Origin of the sequence: Streptococcus sp. UBA4344, from assembly GCF_002393675.1 — a bacterium.
GTDB classification, from domain to species: Bacteria; Bacillota; Bacilli; order Lactobacillales; family Streptococcaceae; genus Streptococcus; species Streptococcus vicugnae.
This window is the reverse complement of sequence record NZ_DGTE01000015.1, coordinates 17785-36109: the sequence shown is the minus strand read 5'-3', so window position 1 is coordinate 36109 and position 18325 is coordinate 17785. Positions and strand designations below refer to the sequence as shown.

The 18325-nt window shown below is 37.8% G+C and carries 17 protein-coding genes and 3 pseudogenes; 14 read left to right on the top strand and 6 right to left on the bottom strand.

All coding sequences use genetic code 11. From position 1 onward, the window contains the following. Positions 1–11: 11 nt before the first annotated feature. The 4 genes from B4D49_RS02750 to B4D49_RS02735 all read right to left on the bottom strand — a co-directional run bounded on the left by B4D49_RS02750 (position 12) and on the right by B4D49_RS02735 (position 1870). Positions 12–947: an FAD:protein FMN transferase gene (locus B4D49_RS02750; protein WP_286783130.1), complete on the bottom strand. Its 936-nt coding sequence runs from the start codon at positions 945–947 to the stop codon at positions 12–14. A gap of 118 nt (positions 948–1065) precedes the next feature. Then, a complete protein-coding gene (locus B4D49_RS02745; protein ID WP_074482163.1) occupies positions 1066–1251 on the bottom strand; it encodes a 4-oxalocrotonate tautomerase in 186 nt (61 codons plus the stop codon). Between the two features lie 119 nt (positions 1252–1370). Continuing rightward, on the bottom strand, positions 1371–1580 hold the full coding sequence (locus B4D49_RS02740; RefSeq protein ID WP_286783114.1) for a hypothetical protein: 210 nt from the start codon (positions 1578–1580) through the stop codon (positions 1371–1373). 11 nt (positions 1581–1591) lie between these two features. Continuing rightward, positions 1592–1870: a hypothetical protein gene (locus B4D49_RS02735; RefSeq protein ID WP_074625806.1), complete on the bottom strand. Its 279-nt coding sequence runs from the start codon at positions 1868–1870 to the stop codon at positions 1592–1594. Between the two features lie 557 nt (positions 1871–2427). Here B4D49_RS02735 and B4D49_RS02730 point away from each other — a divergent pair. The 9 genes from B4D49_RS02730 to B4D49_RS02690 all read left to right on the top strand — a co-directional run bounded on the left by B4D49_RS02730 (position 2428) and on the right by B4D49_RS02690 (position 12016). Then, positions 2428–3009: a thymidine kinase gene (locus B4D49_RS02730; RefSeq protein WP_286783129.1), complete on the top strand. Its 582-nt coding sequence runs from the start codon at positions 2428–2430 to the stop codon at positions 3007–3009. A 38-nt stretch (positions 3010–3047) separates the two neighbouring features. Beyond that, a complete protein-coding gene (gene prfA / locus B4D49_RS02725; protein WP_132869589.1) occupies positions 3048–4127 on the top strand; it encodes a peptide chain release factor 1 in 1080 nt (359 codons plus the stop codon). Continuing rightward, positions 4127–4957, top strand: coding sequence for a peptide chain release factor N(5)-glutamine methyltransferase (gene prmC, locus B4D49_RS02720; protein ID WP_132869588.1), 831 nt, complete (start codon positions 4127–4129; stop codon positions 4955–4957). The genes prfA and prmC overlap by 1 nt, the downstream gene beginning before the upstream one ends. Next, positions 4950–5549, top strand: a complete 600-nt coding sequence (locus B4D49_RS02715) for an L-threonylcarbamoyladenylate synthase (RefSeq protein ID WP_286783113.1) — start codon at positions 4950–4952, stop codon at positions 5547–5549. Before prmC ends, B4D49_RS02715 begins: the two co-directional genes overlap by 8 nt. An 84-nt stretch (positions 5550–5633) precedes the next feature. Next, the gene (gene glyA / locus B4D49_RS02710) at positions 5634–6884 is read left to right on the top strand and encodes a serine hydroxymethyltransferase (RefSeq protein WP_286783112.1); all 1251 of its coding nucleotides are present in this window, start codon (positions 5634–5636) and stop codon (positions 6882–6884) included. A 42-nt stretch (positions 6885–6926) separates the two neighbouring features. Continuing rightward, a complete protein-coding gene (locus B4D49_RS02705; RefSeq protein WP_286783111.1) occupies positions 6927–7904 on the top strand; it encodes a nucleoid-associated protein in 978 nt (325 codons plus the stop codon). Beyond that, positions 7904–8506, top strand: coding sequence for a lysozyme family protein (locus B4D49_RS02700; protein ID WP_286783110.1), 603 nt, complete (start codon positions 7904–7906; stop codon positions 8504–8506). The genes B4D49_RS02705 and B4D49_RS02700 overlap by 1 nt, the downstream gene beginning before the upstream one ends. A gap of 45 nt (positions 8507–8551) precedes the next feature. Next, positions 8552–10276, top strand: a complete 1725-nt coding sequence (locus tag B4D49_RS02695; protein WP_286783109.1) for an ABC transporter ATP-binding protein — start codon at positions 8552–8554, stop codon at positions 10274–10276. Between the two features lie 3 nt (positions 10277–10279). Beyond that, positions 10280–12016 carry an ABC transporter ATP-binding protein gene (locus B4D49_RS02690; RefSeq protein WP_286783108.1) on the top strand — a complete coding sequence of 579 codons (1737 nt, stop codon included), beginning with the start codon at positions 10280–10282 and terminating at the stop codon, positions 12014–12016. A 73-nt stretch (positions 12017–12089) separates the two neighbouring features. Here the strand turns inward: B4D49_RS02690 and B4D49_RS02685 are convergent, their stop codons facing one another. Both B4D49_RS02685 and B4D49_RS02680 read right to left on the bottom strand, forming a co-directional pair. Beyond that, positions 12090–13547 (bottom strand): alpha-amylase, encoded by a 1458-nt coding sequence (locus B4D49_RS02685; protein ID WP_286783107.1) that lies wholly within the window; start codon positions 13545–13547, stop codon positions 12090–12092. A gap of 115 nt (positions 13548–13662) precedes the next feature. Continuing rightward, the gene (locus B4D49_RS02680) at positions 13663–14271 is read right to left on the bottom strand and encodes a TVP38/TMEM64 family protein (RefSeq protein WP_132869492.1); all 609 of its coding nucleotides are present in this window, start codon (positions 14269–14271) and stop codon (positions 13663–13665) included. Between the two features lie 373 nt (positions 14272–14644). Between B4D49_RS02680 and B4D49_RS02675 the strand changes: the two genes are divergently transcribed. The 5 genes and pseudogenes from B4D49_RS02675 to B4D49_RS09620 form a co-directional block, all read left to right on the top strand. After that, complete coding sequence (locus B4D49_RS02675) at positions 14645–15610, top strand: thiamine pyrophosphate-dependent dehydrogenase E1 component subunit alpha (RefSeq protein ID WP_286783106.1); 966 nt, start codon at positions 14645–14647, stop codon at positions 15608–15610. A gap of 33 nt (positions 15611–15643) precedes the next feature. Continuing rightward, a complete protein-coding gene (locus tag B4D49_RS02670) occupies positions 15644–16648 on the top strand; it encodes an alpha-ketoacid dehydrogenase subunit beta (protein ID WP_132869606.1) in 1005 nt (334 codons plus the stop codon). Then, positions 16542–16829: pseudogene (locus B4D49_RS09625) on the top strand (biotin/lipoyl-containing protein); the annotation flags it as partial. The gene B4D49_RS02670 and the pseudogene B4D49_RS09625, both read left to right, overlap by 107 nt. A 195-nt stretch (positions 16830–17024) precedes the next feature. Further along, a pseudogene (locus tag B4D49_RS02665) lies at positions 17025–18032 on the top strand (dihydrolipoamide acetyltransferase); the annotation flags it as partial. A 26-nt stretch (positions 18033–18058) separates the two neighbouring features. Further along, positions 18059–18305, top strand: a pseudogene (locus tag B4D49_RS09620) (biotin/lipoyl-containing protein); the annotation flags it as partial. Positions 18306–18325: the final 20 nt, after the last annotated feature.

Below are 18325 nucleotides of genomic sequence, written 5' to 3'. Positions count from 1 at the left end.
ATGAATTTTTATTATCGTAATAATCGAAATCGTGAGCGTAAGCCATTTGTCATGGCTAAGCGATTATCTTTAGTGATAACAATCCCTTCAATATGAGGTAGAGACTGAATAGTTGCTAAAGCTTGCATAATCGGAAGACCAAAGAGACGAGTGGTCCAGATTTCACAATCAACTGATAAGTCAGAAACAATCGTAAGGCTTGCCATTTCAGTGTCAATTGGATAGCCTGTTTTTTGGTCAAAGATATGATGGTATTCTTTATCACCAACCTTTAAACGACGTTCATAGATTCCTGATGTAACGACTGACTGATTTTTGATAGCAAGAACACCAATATTATTGCCTCTAGGTAGTTGTGGATTTTGGATACCGATTCGCCAAATACCATTATCCTGTTTTGGATTGTCGCCATAAACCAAGACATTGCCACCCAAATTAATCATAGCAGAGCTGACTTTTTCTGATTTCAGGTAATCCATAACTTTGTCCACAATATATCCCTTTGCGATGGCACCAAGGTCGATTTTCATGCCTTTTTGGTTTAGAAAAACACTTTGTTTTTTATTATCTAAGATAATGTTTTGGGGATTTGATAATGCTAGCGCCTCTTGAACTTTTTCTTGACTAGGGACGTTAGCATCTTCAAATCCAATGCGCCAGCTTTGAACCAAAGGCCCGATAGCGATATTAAGATTGCCAGGTTGAGCAAGGCTATGTTTTTTTCCGATTTGTGTAAGTTCAAATAAGTCTGGGTGAACAGTTACTGGAGCGATACCAGACTGATCATTGATGACCATAAGTTCTGAATCAGCGTCGTTAGCACTGAAGCGATCTTTATAAACTGTTAGCAGATGACAAACTTCAGCAATATGATTTTGAGGTGTATCAGAATCAATTAAAATATCAATAGTTGTCCCCATCATCTGAATACTATGGCCAAGTTGCAAATGCTCACCTCCTGAATATTCATATGTTTTTAGCATATCGTTTTCTTAACGGAAAAGCAATTTATAAGTCAGTAAAAAAGCTTGAGACAATCGCCTCAAGCATAGTTGTTATGAAAAATTAGTTTTTCTTTTTCATTTCACCATGTGGGTAGTAAGTACCTTCTGGCATATCGTTGATGAAAACGTGGATAGCTTCTTTTGGAGCTTTAGCGATACGTGAAACAACTTCAGTAACTTCGCGAGCAAGCTCAACTTTTTGTTCTTGACTACGACCTTCGAACAAATCAATTTTTACGAATGGCATAAGAATCTCCTTTAAAATAAATTAACAGTAACATTGTAGCACATTCTGAGAGAAAATTCAGTAAAATTAAGAAATATCAGCTGTTTAGACAAGCTTTTTGTGCTATTTTAGAAGAAATCTTATTTAAACAATTTCAAAATATCTGATAAACCAAATGTTGTTTTATGGTAAACCTTATTATAAGCTGCTCTTTTCGGGTTCTTTACCCAGCCCATACCTTTTTTACCGTAGCCAGGGATAAGAGCTTTTTTAGCTTGTCGTTTCCACTTAGCAGTAGTGCGAGCTTTTAAACTCTTTTTAAGACTTGGTTTTCGAAATCCAACTTTCATGATTGTACCTCTTACTTACTATTCAATTTTTTAAGTTCGTCAATAATCTGTTGATTTTGATTAATTAAAAGCCAGTTTTGTTCTACTAATGCAGACAAATAAGAAAGTTTAGTTTGGTCAACGCCGTTGTTAAACGAAAGCGCTAGCCCAGCTTTGATAAGCCCGTTGCCGGCCATTTCATTTGCAATACGTTGAACTTGAGCATAACTATCTTGAGATAAACCTTTAACGCCACGCGCTTCAAGGTAAGCTTCAGTTTTTTCTTCTTTTGTTTTTCCAAACAATGCCATTTTCTTTTTCTCCATATTTTCAACTTTTAACGTGATTCATTCTTTGCACATAAAACTATTGATTATTTTTATCTCCAGCATATAGAGCAATGAAGATGGCTAATAGTGCTGTGATTATAATAAATTTCACTTTGACTTTCCTTTGTATGTTTTTTTATAACATGTTATAAGATACTCCATTGTTTTTCCTTCGTCAATACTGTTTTTTTAAATATTCTTGTAACACAATCGTGATTTTTTTAATAAAGTGTCATCGTATTTACATGAGTAGCTGTGCTACAATAGAGTTAAGCATTAACAATTTAACAGTGCAAGGAGTGGCGGTTTTGTCGCTCTTTAGTGCGTTGATTTGTTATTCAATAGTGTTGGTTACCGATATCACATTTAGTGATAAAAGCTAAGGCAAAATTTGCTTTAGCTTTTTTTATGCTGTTAAATGCTTGTAGTAGTGGGATGTGAACGTTTTTGAGGCATTGAATTGATCCTTCTTCTTGTTTATCCATCAGCGATTTTATGGTAGAATAGTAGAATATTAGTAGAAGGTAGGATTGTCACTTTTGGCTCAACTCTATTATAAATATGGAACCATGAATTCTGGTAAGACCATTGAAATTTTGAAAGTAGCTCATAACTATGAAGAACAAGGCAAGCCTGTTGTCATTATGACGTCAGCACTTGATACACGCGATGGTTATGGTGTTGTTTCTAGTCGTATCGGCATGCGCCGAAAAGCTGTTGCGATTACAAATGATATGGATGTTTTTGCTTACGTCAAAGCTCTACCAGAAAAACCTTATTGTGTTCTTATCGATGAATGTCAGTTTTTAACGAAAAAGCATGTCTATGAATTAGCACGTGTTGTTGATGAATTAGAAGTACCAGTTATGGCTTTTGGGTTAAAAAATGATTTTCAGAACGAATTATTCGAAGGTTCAAAATACCTACTGCTTTTAGCAGATAAAATTGATGAAATTAAAACTATTTGTCAGTTCTGTTCTAAAAAAGCCACAATGGTTTTACGAACTGAAAATGGAAAGCCGGTCTACGAGGGAGATCAAATCCAAATTGGAGGAAATGAGACTTACATCCCAGTTTGCCGTAAACACTATTTTCATCCAATGATTTCAGACGAAAAATAAGAAAAAGGAATTTGTAAAAGAGAGGGAAATAAACTCAGATGAACATTTATGATCAGCTACAAGCGGTTGAAGACCGTTATGAAGAATTAGGAGAATTACTAAGTGACCCAGATGTCGTTAGTGATACAAAACGCTTCATGGCTTTATCTAAAGAGGAAGCAAGTACACGTGAAACTGTAACAGTTTACCGCGAGTACAAAAAAGTTCTTCAAAACATTGAAGATGCCGAAGAAATGATTAAAGATGCTGGTGGTGATCCAGAACTTGAAGAAATGGCAAAAGAAGAACTTAAAGAATCAAAAGCAGCCAAAGAAGATTACGAAGAAAAACTTAAAATTCTTCTTTTACCAAAAGATCCAAATGATGACAAAAACATTATCTTGGAAATTCGCGGTGCTGCTGGTGGTGACGAAGCTGCTCTATTTGCTGGCGACCTTCTTCAAATGTATCAAAAATACGCTGAAAGCCAAGGCTGGAAATTTGAAGTTATGGAAGCCTCATACAATGGTGTCGGTGGTATCAAAGAAGTTGTTGTCATGGTATCAGGTCAATCTGTTTATTCTAAATTGAAATATGAATCAGGTGCTCACCGTGTGCAACGTGTCCCTGTTACAGAAAGCCAAGGTCGTGTCCACACATCTACAGCGACAGTTCTTGTCATGCCTGAAGTTGAAGAAGTAGAATACGAAATCGATCCAAAAGACTTGCGCGTAGATATCTATCACGCATCTGGTGCCGGTGGACAAAACGTCAATAAAGTTGCGACAGCCGTTCGTATGGTTCACATTCCAACTGGTATCAAAGTTGAAATGCAAGAAGAACGTACACAACAAAAGAACCGTGATAAAGCCATGAAAGTCATTCGTGCGCGTGTTGCGGACCACTTTGCTCAAATTGCTCAAGACGAACAAGATGCTGAACGTAAATCAACAGTTGGTACTGGTGATCGTTCAGAACGTATCCGTACTTATAACTTCCCACAAAACCGTGTGACAGACCACCGTATTGGTTTGACATTGCAAAAATTGGATACTATTTTGTCAGGTAAATTGGATGAAGTAATTGATGCCCTCATCTTGTTTGATCAAACTAAGAAACTAGAAGAGTTAAATCAATAATGAACTATGCTGAAACAATCAGCCAACTAGAAAAACATTTACAAGAAATTGGAGAGGATCCAGAGAATTTGACTTACGTTTTTCGTGAATTAAAAGGCTGGACGCTTCTTGATTTCATTTTACATCAAAATAAAGAACTTACTGATCAAGACCAAAAATTGTTAGATACGATTATGGCTCAACTAAAAGAGCATCGTTCTCCGCAATACATCACTGGAAAAGCTTATTTTCGTGATTTGGAGCTTGCGGTTGACGAGCGTGTCTTAATTCCGCGACCTGAGACTGAAGAATTGGTTGATCTGGTTTTAAAGGAAAATAGCAAAGCTGATTTGCGTGTTTTAGACATCGGAACAGGCAGTGGAGCGATTGCGATTTCACTTAAGGCTGCGCGACCAGATTGGCAAGTAACGGCTTCTGATATCTCCAAAGAAGCTCTGCAATTGGCAAAAGAAAACAGTGTAACAAATCAGGTGTCGCTTGATTTTGTAGAATCTGATGTTTTTAACCAAGTGACAGGAACTTTTGATGTCATTATTTCTAATCCGCCTTACATTGCTCACAATGATAAGGATGAGGTTGGTATTAATGTCCTTGCTTCTGAGCCACATTTGGCTTTGTTTGCGGATGAAGATGGTTTTGCGATTTATCGTCGTATTATCGAAGGCGCTAGTGAACATCTGTCGCAAGACGGTAAACTTTATTTTGAAATTGGCTATAAGCAAGGAGATGGCTTGCGAGCTTTGCTTGGCAAACATTTTCCAGAAAAACGTGTCCGTGTATTACAAGACATATTTGGTAAAGATAGAATGGTCGTGATGGATAATGGCTAATTTGGAAGAAATACTTCAAACAGGTGGTGCAGTGATTTTACCGACAGAAACTGTTTATGGGCTTTTTGCACAAGCCATGAATGAAGAAGCGGTTGAACAAGTTTATCACTTAAAACGTCGTCCTAAAGAGAAAGCTATGAATCTTAATGTAGCAGATTATGAGACAATTTTAGCTTTTTCCAAAAATCAACCAATTTATCTTAAAAAACTGTATGATGCTTTTTTACCCGGACCATTAACCATTATTTTACAGGCAAATGACCGTGTGCCAGCTTGGATCAATTCTGGCTTATCAACAATTGGTTTTAGAATTCCCAAACACCCACAGACTTTAGCTTTAATTAAAAAGACAGGTCCGTTAATTGGTCCGTCAGCAAATATTTCTGGTCAAGAAAGTGGGAAAGTTTTTACTGAAATTAAAGCGCAATTCGGAAGTTCGGTTTCAGGACTTTCGGATGATGCTGCGATTACAGGTGTCGACTCGACAATTTTGGATTTATCAGGTGATTTTGCACGTATTTTACGCCAAGGAGCTATTACGAAAGAAACCTTGCTTGCTCGTGTGCCGGAATTGCCTTTTGCAAAAGATTAACTTTTTGGGAATTTATTTGATACTGTTTCGGCTTTTACAATCGCTAATGATTGTGACTTGATCTTATCAAAAGGAGATAAGGATATGATTTTTGACAAGGAAAACTACGAAGCATTTGACACAGAACTTTGGCAAGTGATTCACGCTGAAGAAGTTCGTCAACAAAATAATATTGAGCTCATTGCCTCTGAAAATGTTGTCTCTAAAGCTGTTATGGCAGCCCAAGGCACATTGCTGACTAACAAATATGCCGAAGGTTACCCTGGCAAACGTTATTATGGTGGAACTGATTGTGTGGATATTGTTGAGAATTTAGCTATCGAACGTGCTAAAGAATTGTTCGGTGCTAAGTTTGCTAACGTTCAACCACACTCAGGAAGTCAAGCTAATGCCGCAGCTTATATGGCTTTAATCCAACCCGGGGATACTGTCTTAGGAATGGATTTGGCTGCGGGAGGTCACTTGACTCACGGTGCATCAGTCAGCTTTTCAGGAAAAACATATCATTTTATCTCTTATTCAGTTGCCCCAGTCACTGAACGCATCGATTATGATAAATTGGCAGATTTGGCTAAGGAAGTCAAACCTAAGTTAATCGTTGCAGGTGCCTCAGCTTATTCACGTATTATTGATTTTCCACGTTTTAGAGAAATCGCTGATAGTGTTGGAGCTTATTTAATGGTTGACATGGCACACATTGCAGGGCTTGTGGCTTCTGGTCATCATCCAAGCCCAGTACCTTATGCACATGTGACAACGACAACAACGCACAAGACTCTTCGTGGACCGCGTGGTGGACTTATTTTGACTAATGATGAAGCTATTGCTAAGAAGATTAATTCTGCAGTCTTTCCAGGGCTTCAAGGCGGTCCTTTGATGCATGTTATTGCTGGTAAAGCAGTTGCTTTGAAAGAAGCCTTGGATCCAGCTTTTAAAGAATATGGCGAAAATGTGATTAAAAACGCCGGTGCTATGGCTGATGTCTTTAATCAACATCCAAATTTCCGTGTGATTTCAGGTGGAACAGACAATCATGTCTTTCTTGTTGATGTGACAAAAGTGGTCGAAAACGGAAAATTGGCTCAGAACATTTTAGAGTCTGTTAACATTACGCTTAACAAAAATTCGATTCCATTTGAAACCTTATCACCATTTAAGACATCTGGTATCCGAATTGGTTCACCAGCTATTACTAGCCGTGGTATGGGCGAAAAAGAATCACGTGCCATTGCTGAATTGATTGTAAAAGCACTTGAAAACTATCAAAATGAAACTATTTTAGAGGAGGTTCGTCGTGAGGTTAAAGCACTGACAGATGCTTTCCCACTTTATTAACGAACAGCTGAACACGTTTGATGTGTTCAGACATACATAACCATGATTGATTTATATATTAAACGCATTGTTATTCATCAATTTACGCCAAATGATACGGAATTGATTTTGTCAAATCAGTTATTGACGATTACGCCGCGTATTGATGAGTATTTTCGTAAAAAATTAAGCAAAGTTTTCTCAGATGAAGCCAAACGTGGAACGTTCTCAGAAGACAATGTCTTTCTTAGTTATTTGAGTGATGATTTGATGGAATCATCCGTTAAAATCGCTCAGCTTTGGAAAGAAGAGTTTGTCATTTCTGATAATCAAAAGACAAATGATTTGGTCTTCATCCAATTTGATAAAGACGGTGTTGAGCATTTTGCTTTTCTTCGTGTGGCCTTAAGAGAAAATTTCACACACATTTCAAGTGACAGTGAAAGTCCGATTAAAATCACACAAAATAATTACCCATCTGCGGCTCAAACGCCAGATGAAGCTTTGGTCATTAATCGCGTTAATCACCATTATTATTTGATTGAAAAACGTATTAAGCACAACGGAAGCTTTGCCAACTATTTTTCAGAGAATCTTTTGCAAGTTCAGCCAGAACAATCGGTCAAAAAATCGATTAAAATGGTAGAACAAGCTGCCCAGAAAATCGCTGAAAATTTCCAACAAGATGATTTTGCCTTCCAATCTAAAATGAAAGCAGCTATTCATAAAAATTTGGAAGAAGAGCAAGAATTATCACCTGAAAAGTTGGCTGATCAACTCTTTGATAATAATTTAACCGCTCGTTTAACATTTGTCGATGAATTGAAAGAGAGCATTCCAGAGCCTATTCAGGTCTCGGACATTGACCATTCACGTCAAACGAAAAAATTAGAGAATCAAAAATTGTCACTGTCAAATGGTATTCAATTGATTGTTCCTAATAATGTTTATGAAGATGCAGAGTCGGTTGAATTTATTCAGAATCCAAATGGAACCTATTCCATCTTGATTAAAAATATAGAGGATATTCAAAATAAATAATGTTTAAGTTCTTAAAACGCCTGATTATACTGGTTTTTGTCCTTTTCTGTGGGTATCAAGTTTATGTAACTCACGAAAATGTTCATAAAGTTTTACAGTATAAAAGTATGGTTAAAGAGATTTTAGACGACAATGACACAAAGGCTAATGTTGAGTTGGTATTGGCGATGATTTACACTGAAACTAAAGGAAACGAAGACGATGTAATGCAGTCAAGTGAAAGTTCAGATGGTGTTGCTAATTCGATTACCGATAGTCAGACCAGTATTCGTCAGGGTGTCACAGTCCTTTCAGAAAATCTTTCTTTAGCTGATGAGGCAGGAGTAGATGTTTGGACAGCCGTTCAAGCTTATAACTTTGGAACATCTTATATTGATTATGTTGCAAAGAACGGTAGTAAAAATACAATTGCTTTAGCTAAAACTTATTCACGCGATGTAGTAGCTCCAAGTCTTGGTAACACGACTGGTGAATCTTATTTTTACTATCATCCTCTCGCTTTAATTTCAGGTGGGCAATTATATAAAAATGGTGGTAACATCTATTACTCGCGTGAAGTTCATTTTAATTTGTATTTGATTGAATTAATGAGCTTATTTTAATTTAGTAAGGTTTAGAGTTTAGAATCTCTATTAAAACAGAGAAACATGAAGTATTTAAGTCGTTATTTCAAAGGGTACCTAAAGGAGACAATCTTAGGTCCCCTTTTCAAGTTGTTTGAAGCATCATTTGAATTATTAGTGCCAATTATTATTGCAAGAATTGTTGATACGATTATCCCAAGTGATAATAAGGTAAATCTTGTTTTGATGATTGGTCTTTTGTTCTTGTTTGCAATTGTTGGTGTGATTGTTGCCATCACTGCGCAGTATTTTTCTTCAAAAGCAGCAGTTGGCTATACGCGTCAATTGACATCGGATTTATTTAAGAAAATCATGGGCTTGAGTAAGGAAGATCGTGATAAGTTGACAACTTCAAGCTTAGTTACGCGTTTAACCAGTGATACTTATCAAATTCAGACAGGAATTAATCAATTTTTACGTCTTTTCCTTCGCGCACCGATTATTGTTTTTGGTGCTATTATCATGGCTTTTAACATCAGTCCCAAAATGACCATCGACTTTTTGGTCATGGTTGCCATTTTATTTATGATTGTCTTTGCCATGTCACATCTGTTGAATCCAATCTATGCTAAGATTCGTCGTGCGACAGATAAGATTGTTAACATGACACGTCAACAATTAGAAGGGGTTCGTGTTATTCGAGCTTTTGGTCAAGTTGATAAGGAAGAAAGAGAATTTGCTGCTGGAAACCAAGACTACACTGATTTACAGTTAAAAGCAGGACGTCTTTCAAGTTTAGTCACACCATTAACATACCTTGTGGTTAATAGCACTTTGGTTCTTGTGATTTGGCAAGGAAATCTTCAGATTAGTAATGATTTGCTTTCTCAAGGGATGTTAATTGCCTTGGTTAATTATCTTTTGCAAATTCTAACAGAATTGCTTAAGATGACTATGCTTGTGACATCATTGAACCAATCATTTATCAGTGCTAAACGTATTACAGAAGTTTTTGAAAAAGACTCTGAAGATTTATCAACTGAGTTGGAGCAAATGCAGTCTGAGTATGCTGTTTTGGTTAAAGACATGAGCTTTACTTATCCAACAGCAGCAGAGCCTTCACTATCTCACATTGATTTTCATTTAAATCCGGGTGATTTCTTAGGAATTATTGGTGGGACAGGTTCTGGGAAATCTACTTTGGTAGAATTGCTGACTCATCTCTATACACCTCAGGAAGGTAGCTTAGCTATTTTCCACAATCATTTTTCTCCTAAAACGCTCGGACAATGGCGTTCTTGGGTCAATGTGGTGCCACAAAAAGCCGAGCTTTTCCAAGGAACTATCCGATCAAACTTGATCTTAGGATTAAAAGGTGATGTCAGCGATGAAGACTTGTGGCGTGCCTTATCTATTGCTCAAGCTAGTGATTTTGTTTCTGAAAAAGAAGGACAATTGGATGCGCCAGTAGAAGCTTTTGGTCGCAATTTCTCTGGTGGTCAACGTCAACGTCTGACCATTGCGCGTGCTATTGTTCAAAAGGCACCGCTCCTCATTTTGGATGATTCAACATCAGCACTTGACTATTTGACAGAATCAAAATTATTATCAGCCATTCATGAACAATTAAGTGATACGACATTGATTTTGATTTCACAACGTACCAATAGTTTGAAAGCTGCAGACAAGATTTTGCTTTTGGATAAAGGGCATCAACTTGGATTTGCTAGTCACGATGACTTGCTTGCAACTAATGACCTTTACCGAGATATCCACTATTCACAACACCAAAAAGGAAAGGAGGACTAGAACATGAAAGCAAGAAAACAATCTGATACAAGCCGCCGTTTGTTCAAGGAACTCCTTTCTCAAAAAGGTTTGGTGATTGGAGCGACTCTTGGTACCATTGCACAAGTTGCTTTGACTGTTTACCTCCCAGTCTTAATTGGTAATGCTGTTGATGTGGTTTTATCTCCAAAATCATTAACGCTGATTATCCCAATTATCACTAAAATGGTTATTGTCATTGCCCTAAACACCTTAGTGCAATGGATGAATCCTTTGATTTATAACCGTTTGACCTTTGGCTATATTTATGACCTACGTCAAAGGGTTATGGCAAAATTGAATCAAATGCCAATTTCTTATCTTGATAAGAAGAGTTCTGGTGATTTGGTGAGCCGTGTAACAACTGATGCAGAGCAATTGAGTAACGGACTTTTGATGGTTTTCAATCAATTCTTCATTGGTATTTTAACGATTATCATCACAATCATTACCATGGCTGATATTGATTTACTGATGCTCGGTTTGGTGCTTATTTTAACACCTTTATCACTTTTCTTGGCCCGCTTTATTGCCAATAAGAGTTACCATCTTTATCAAAAACAAACCAAATCTCGTGGTCGCCAAACTCAATACATTGAAGAAATGATTCGTCAAGAAAGTCTTTTGCACATCTTTAATGCGCAAGAAGCTGCTATCGATACATTCACAGAAATCAATGACACTTATGCAGATTATTCGCAAGGAGCTATTTTCTATTCATCAACGGTTAACCCATCAACACGATTTATCAATAGTTTGATTTATGCTTTATTGGCAGGGGTAGGAGCGCTTCGCATTATGTCAGGTGCCTTTACCGTTGGTCAATTGACAACTTTCTTGAACTACGTTACCCAATACACCAAGCCGTTTAATGATATTTCATCAGTTTTGTCAGAATTGCAAGGAGCGATTGCTTGTGCTGAGCGCTTGTATGCCATTTTAGATGAAGAGTATGAACCACTTCCAGTTACTAAACAATTGGATGCTGATAAGATTCAAGGTCAAATCGAGTTTAAAGATGTGTCATTTGGCTACACACCGCAGAAAACACTGATTAACCATTTAAACCTATCTATTCCTGCAGCTTCAAAAGTTGCCATCGTTGGTCCGACAGGTGCTGGTAAATCAACATTGATTAACCTTTTGATGCGTTTTTACGAAGTCGATAGCGGAGCCATTTATCTAGATGGTGTGTCAATGGCTAACTACTCTGTTGAAGAATTACGTCAACAAATTGGTATGGTGCTTCAAGAAACATGGTTAAAAGTTGGCACTATTCATGATAATATTGCCTATGGTAATCCTGACGCAACACGTGAAGAAGTTATTGAAGCCGCTAAATCAGCTAACGCTGATTTCTTCATTCGACAATTGCCAAATGGTTATGATACTTATTTATCTGACGCAGGTGCTTCCCTATCACAAGGTCAACGTCAGTTATTGACCATTGCCCGTATTTTTGTCAAGTTACCAAAAATCTTGATTTTGGACGAAGCGACATCATCTATCGATACTCGCACAGAAATCCTTGTTCAAGAAGCTTTTGAAAAATTGATGAAGGGTCGTACAAGCTTTATCATCGCTCACCGTTTATCAACGATTCAATCAGCTGATTGTATTTTGGTAATGGTTGATGGTGATATCGTAGAATACGGTACCCACGATGAATTAATGACAAAACAAGGTGTTTATTATCAAATGCAGACTGCACAAGCAGGATAATGTATTTAGTTTACATAAATTTAGATATGTAAAAGAGACTAAGGAAATCTTTCTAGTCTCTTTTTTGTATATATTATCTTTCTAGTGGAATCCAAGCGCTGACTGATTTTTCAGCAACGAGAAAATCACCATAGCCTTCTTTATCAATTAAGACTTGTGCAGTTTGATTGTCTAGGGCGTCAGTGAACAATTGGTCTGCCCATTTCTTCCCAACAAACATGCGTTTTGACTGAGCTTTGCTATTACTAATCAAAACAGCTAGAGCAGTAGGGTGTTCATCGTCACCTAAACAAGTCCAACCAATGCAGTTTGCTTGATCAAAATAATCAGTCTCTTGGCCGTAAACAGTTGTTTGTCGTAGTTCAAGCAGTTTATCGATTTGATTTTGGAAACTTTCTTGAGCAAATTGACCTGAAATGCCGTAGTAGTCTCCATAGAAAACACAAGGTAGTCCAGTTTGTCGAAGCAGAATCAAAGCGTAAGCGACTGGTTTAAACCATTCTTCGACAGTTGATTCCAAAGCTTGACCACGTTGAGTATCGTGATTATCAACGAAAGTCACAGCAGAATGGGGATGATTTTTAACTAAAGTCTGATTAAAAATGTGGCGTAAATCATAGTTCTCTTTAGCTTGACTTGCCTCGAAAAGATTTTGGTGAAGGCGAACATCAACCAAATCAAAGCGATAATCAGTGCTTTCAAGGTAGTCGTTGTTAGATTTTTCATCACCATTCCAAAATTCGCCAAAAACGTAAAAATCATCACCGTATTTGGCTTTCATATCGCGGATGAAATTGCCCATAAAGAAAGAATCAATGTGCTTGATGGCATCCAAGCGAAAACCACTAACACCTGTTGTTTTAAGGAACCAGTCTGCCCAATCATAAATATTTTGGATAACTTCTGGGTGTTTGAAATCAAGGTCGGCATACATAAGATAATCATAGTTGCCATTTTCACCGTCAACCAAATCTTGATTCGCCCAACCTTTATTATCTCCTTGAATTTGGAAAATCCCGTTTTTGCCAGTTTTGACATCGTAATCAGTACCAGTGAAATGATACCAATGCCATTCAAAATCATTATAAGTGTGATTACGGCCGTCAAAAGTGAAATTTGTCCAACCTTCAATTTCAAAGGGTTGACTGATAACCTTTGTGCGATCATCTGGGGCAACTTCAACAACATTGAAAGTTTCAGTATGGTCAGCGGCCGCTTTGTGATTTAAAATGACATCTGCTAAAGCTTTGATGCCGTTATTTTTCAAGGCTGCAATAGCATCTAAGTATTCAACTTTTGTTCCGTACTTAGTACGAATGGTACCTTTTTGGTCAAATTCACCTAAGTCAAAAAGGTCGTAGACCCCATATCCGACATCACCATCATGCGTCGCTTTAAAAGCAGGAGGCATCCAAATTTTTGTGATACCTTTTTTAGCTAGAGTAGGGGCATCAGCTGCCAGACGTTTCCAATGCTTACCATCATTTGGTAAATACCATTCAAAGTATTGCATCAAAGTTTCATTAATCATGATATCGTACCTCAAAGAGAAAGACTTTTTCTTTTATTTTAACAGAAACTTCAAATAATGCAAACGTTTGCGCTATAAAAAATCAAATAAAAAAACTGAGAATTGTTCTCAGCATTTAAATGGTGTGTATAATCCATTCACCGCCATAAAAGAGCAGTAAAATGTGTCCAATGATGGAAATTGGTTTACAGCAGACAATAATTTTAGAAAATGTTTTAAATGGCATATTACTAAGTGCCGCTAGCATAACCAATAAATCAGCAGGAGCAAAGGGCAAAAGCATGCAGATGGTGAAGACTACAGTAAAAGATTTATGTCTGGCAATTAGATCTTCGTATTTTTTCAGGGTGCTTTCTTTGATAAAGAGAAGGCAGAAACGCTTTCCATACCAACGTGTCAGTAAAAATAAAATCATTGTCCCAATAATAATGCCGATACAGCTGGTTAAAACACCAACTACTGGGTGAAAAGTCATCACAGCAAGCATCATGGTTAAGCTAGCTGGAACAATTGGAACGACAACTTGCATCATTTGGAAAATTGTAAAGAAGATTGCTCCCCAGACTTTATCCTGTCCAATGAGTGCTTGGATTTTTTCCTGATTAGTCAGATAACCGTGTTGGTATAGCCAAAAAATGCAGGCACAGGATATGATAAAGACAAGTGCTGATAGGATATGAATTAAGCGTTGAATTATTTTGTAATGTTGAAACAGAAGCGCCATCTCCAATCTTATTTCTTTATTTGCTGCTATCATTGTAAAACTTTTTGGAGATAAGTCAACTTTTTTTAAAAGTTTAAAAAGTGAAAATAGGTCTTAAGACGGATGTAGTATAAATCAGAAAGACCTATAATATAATTATCCTAAAAACTTTTCATATAACTCCGAAGCAAGTGGTTTTCCCGGCCCCTTGCTTTTTCTAGTTGTTTTAAAAAGTTATTATTTGTCTAAAAAATGATTAAATCCCTGGTGCCGCAAGCGTCTTTTTTATTTTTCTTTAAACGCTTCCAAAAAAGCGGTTAAATTATTTGTGATTTGAGACATAATAGCTTATGATTAATGGACTAACTAAGAAAGATATTTGGAGGACAATGGCATGAATTTGTCTCGAGAACAACATATGGAAATGTATCTGAAGATGCAGCGTATTCGTGAATTTGATATGCGAATTAACAAACTCGTACGACGAGGTTTCGTCCAAGGCATGACTCACTTTTCTGTTGGGGAAGAAGCGGCAAGTGTCGGGGCGATGGCTCATTTGACTTATGATGACATTATCTTTTCAAATCACAGAGGTCATGGGCAGTGTATTGCTAAAGACATGGATTTGAATAAAATGATGGCTGAACTCTCTGGCAAGGTGACTGGTGTGTCAAAAGGTCGTGGTGGTTCCATGCATTTGGCAGATTTTGAAAAAGGAAACTATGGGACTAATGGCATTGTCGGTGGTGGTTATGCTCTGGCTGTTGGCGCAGCCATTACGCAAGATTATCAAAAAACGAATAATATTGTTGTGGCATTTTCTGGTGATGGGGCGACAAATGAAGGCTCGTTTCATGAATCGGTTAACTTAGCAGCCACTTGGAAACTTCCTGTTATTTTCTTCATTATTAATAATCGTTATGGCATTTCTATGAATATTAGGAAAGCAACAAATACACCTCATCTCTACACAAGAGCGGAAGCTTACGGTATTCCAGGCTTTTATTGCGAAGATGGCAATGATGTTTTAGCTGTATATGAAACCATGGGCAAAGCTGTTGAACATGTTCGTTCTGGTAATGGTCCAGCGATTGTTGAGGTCGAATCTTACCGTTGGTTTGGTCATTCAACCGCTGATGCTGGTAAATATCGTAGTAAAGAAGAGGTTGATGAATGGAAGCAAAAAGACCCACTTGTTAAATTCCGTAAGTATTTAACTGAGAATCAGATTGTAAGTTCAGAAGAACTTGATGTTATTGATGCACAAGTGGTTAAAGAAATAGATGATGCTTATGAATTTGCGCAAAATAGTCCAGAACCAGATTTATCAGTTGCTTTTGAGGATGTCTGGGTAGATTAAATAGCTTTTCAATGACAAAGAGGAGAGAAAATAATGACTGAAACAAAACAAATGGCCTTGCGAGAAGCCATTAATCTTGCTATGACAGAAGAAATGCGAAAAGATGACAAGATTTTTCTCATGGGTGAGGATGTTGGGATTTATGGTGGTGACTTTGGAACATCTGTTGGGATGTTTGAGGAGTTTGGGCCCGAGCGTATCAAGGACACGCCGATTTCAGAAGCAGCTATTGCTGGAAGTGCCATTGGTGCAGCCATAACTGGTCTTCGTCCGATTGTTGACGTGACTTTTATGGATTTTATTACCATTGCTCTTGATGCTATTGTTAATAATGGCGCTAAGAATAATTACATGTTTGGTGGTGGTTTGAAAACACCTGTGACCTTTCGTGTAGCCTCTGGTTCTGGTATCGGTTCAGCTGCACAGCATTCGCAGTCTCTGGAAGCTTGGTTAACCCATATTCCTGGTATTAAGGTTGTTGCTCCAGGGAATGCTAATGATGCCAAAGGGCTTTTAAAATCAGCCATTCGTGATAACAACATCGTTATTTTCATGGAGCCTAAGGCGCTTTATGGTAAGAAAGAAGACGTTATCTTGGATTCTGATTTTTACCTGCCTTTAGGAAAAGGTGAGATTAAGCGTGAAGGAAGTGATCTGACTATTGTCTCTTATGGTCGCATGTTAGAGCGTGTGCTTCAAGCAGCAGATGAAGTAGCGGCTGATGGGATTAGTGTCGAAGTGGTGGATCCTCGCACCTTAATACCTCTTGATAAGGAGTTGATTATCAGTTCTGTTAAGAAGACTGGTAAGCTCATGTTAGTTAATGATGCTTATAAGACAGGTGGCTTTATTGGTGAAATTGCTGCGCAGGTAACCGAAAGCGAAGCCTTTGACTACCTTGATTATCCAATTGTTCGTTTGGCAAGTGAAGATGTTCCAGTCCCTTACGCCCGTGTTTTGGAGCAGGGCATTCTGCCAGACGTTGACAAGATTAAGGCAGCCATCTATAAAATGGCTCGCAACGGTCGTGATGCCTAAGGAGGTGTTTTCTGTGGCAAATGAAATTATTATGCCAAAGCTTGGTGTAGACATGCAAGAAGGAGAAATTCTTGAATGGAAAAAAGCTGAAGGTGATAAGATCGAAGAAGGGGATATTCTTCTTGAAATCATGTCTGACAAGACGAACATGGAACTAGAAGCAGAAGATTCAGGTGTTCTTTTGAAAATTCTGCACCCAGCAGGTGACGTGGTAGCTGTTACTGAGGTGATTGGTTATATTGGAGCAGAAGGGGAGAAACTTCCTGATTCTGTAGGAATAGAGCAAGCAAATCAGCCAGGATCAAGTCAGAAAGCGTCAGCTGATTCCTTATCAGAAGATTTAGCGCCAGCTATTTCTCAAAAGAATGATGAAGATGATAAGATTCGTGCTACACCAGCGGCACGTCAATTGGCACGTGAACGTGGCATTAATATCAAAGAGGTTAGTGGTAGCGGTGAAAATGGCCGCATTCATAAGGATGATGTCGCTTCATTTAATAGGGTCCGTGTAACACCATTAGCTCGTAAAATTGCTGACGACATTGGTGTTGATATCACTGGTATTGTTGGAACTGGTGTTGGTGGCAAGATTACTAAGAAGGATATCTTAGCTCAAATGACAAGCAATGAACCTCTTTCTGAAACGGTAAGTGTTCAAAAAGAAGTTGTTGATTTACCAGAAGGTGTTGAAGTGATTAAGATGTCTGCGATGCGCAAGGCAATATCAAAAGGAATGTCACATTCTTATTTCACTGCGCCGACCTTTACACTTAACTATGATATTGATATGACGAATTTGATTGCTCTTCGCAAGCAATTGATTGAGCCAATCAAAGCTAAGACGGGCTATAAAGTAACTTTTACAGATTTAATTGGACTTGCGGTTGTTAAAATATTGATGAAAGAAGAACACCGTTATCTAAATGCTTCTTTGATTAATGATGGGCAAGACATTGAATTGCATCACTTTGTGAATCTAGGAATAGCTGTTGGCTTGTCTGATGGTCTTGTCGTTCCAGTAGTTCAAGAAGCTGATAAAATGAGCCTCTCAGAGTTTGTAGTAGCTTCAAAAGATGTAATTCAAAAAGCTCAATCTGGAAAATTGAGAGCATCAGAAATGTCTGGGTCGACTTTCTCAATCACAAATCTAGGAATGTTTGGAACCAAGTCTTTTAATCCGATTATTAATCAACCAAATTCAGCCATTTTAGGCATTTCAGCAACGATTGAGACACCGGTTGCTTATGACGGTCAAGTCGTCATTCGTCCGATTATGGGAATGAGTTTGACAATTGATCATCGACTGGTTGATGGAATGAATGGTGCAAAATTTATGTTAGATCTCAAGGCACTTCTTGAAAATCCATTAGAATTGCTGATTTAGACAAAGTTAAGAAAGGGAAAAAACTTATGGCAGTAGAAATTATCATGCCAAAGCTTGGCGTTGATATGCAAGAAGGCGAGATTATCGAGTGGAAAAAAGCTGAGGGCGATAGCGTCAAAGAGGGTGACATTCTCCTTGAAATCATGTCTGATAAGACAAATATGGAACTGGAAGCAGAAGATTCGGGGACTCTTTTAAAAATTACCCGTCCAGCTGGTGATGTGGTTCCGGTGACTGAGGTGATTGGTTATATTGGAGCAGAAGGAGAGACTCTTGATGAGTTAGACGTCAGT

Excerpts from the sequence above, each read along its gene's own strand:
- B4D49_RS02745 (WP_074482163.1), bottom strand. The coding sequence starts at position 1,251 with ATGCCATTCGTAAAAATTGATTTGTTCGAAGGTCGTAGTCAAGAACAA.
- B4D49_RS02740 (WP_286783114.1), bottom strand. The coding sequence starts at position 1,580 with ATGAAAGTTGGATTTCGAAAACCAAGTCTTAAAAAGAGTTTAAAAGCT.
- B4D49_RS02735 (WP_074625806.1), bottom strand. The coding sequence starts at position 1,870 with ATGGCATTGTTTGGAAAAACAAAAGAAGAAAAAACTGAAGCTTACCTT.
- prfA (WP_132869589.1), top strand. The coding sequence starts at position 3,048 with ATGAACATTTATGATCAGCTACAAGCGGTTGAAGACCGTTATGAAGAA.
- prmC (WP_132869588.1), top strand. The coding sequence starts at position 4,127 with ATGAACTATGCTGAAACAATCAGCCAACTAGAAAAACATTTACAAGAA.
- B4D49_RS02715 (WP_286783113.1), top strand. The coding sequence starts at position 4,950 with ATGGCTAATTTGGAAGAAATACTTCAAACAGGTGGTGCAGTGATTTTA.
- glyA (WP_286783112.1), top strand. The coding sequence starts at position 5,634 with ATGATTTTTGACAAGGAAAACTACGAAGCATTTGACACAGAACTTTGG.
- B4D49_RS02705 (WP_286783111.1), top strand. The coding sequence starts at position 6,927 with ATGATTGATTTATATATTAAACGCATTGTTATTCATCAATTTACGCCA.
- B4D49_RS02700 (WP_286783110.1), top strand. The coding sequence starts at position 7,904 with ATGTTTAAGTTCTTAAAACGCCTGATTATACTGGTTTTTGTCCTTTTC.
- B4D49_RS02695 (WP_286783109.1), top strand. The coding sequence starts at position 8,552 with ATGAAGTATTTAAGTCGTTATTTCAAAGGGTACCTAAAGGAGACAATC.
- B4D49_RS02690 (WP_286783108.1), top strand. The coding sequence starts at position 10,280 with ATGAAAGCAAGAAAACAATCTGATACAAGCCGCCGTTTGTTCAAGGAA.
- B4D49_RS02685 (WP_286783107.1), bottom strand. The coding sequence starts at position 13,547 with ATGATTAATGAAACTTTGATGCAATACTTTGAATGGTATTTACCAAAT.
- B4D49_RS02680 (WP_132869492.1), bottom strand. The coding sequence starts at position 14,271 with ATGGCGCTTCTGTTTCAACATTACAAAATAATTCAACGCTTAATTCAT.
- B4D49_RS02675 (WP_286783106.1), top strand. The coding sequence starts at position 14,645 with ATGAATTTGTCTCGAGAACAACATATGGAAATGTATCTGAAGATGCAG.
- B4D49_RS02670 (WP_132869606.1), top strand. The coding sequence starts at position 15,644 with ATGACTGAAACAAAACAAATGGCCTTGCGAGAAGCCATTAATCTTGCT.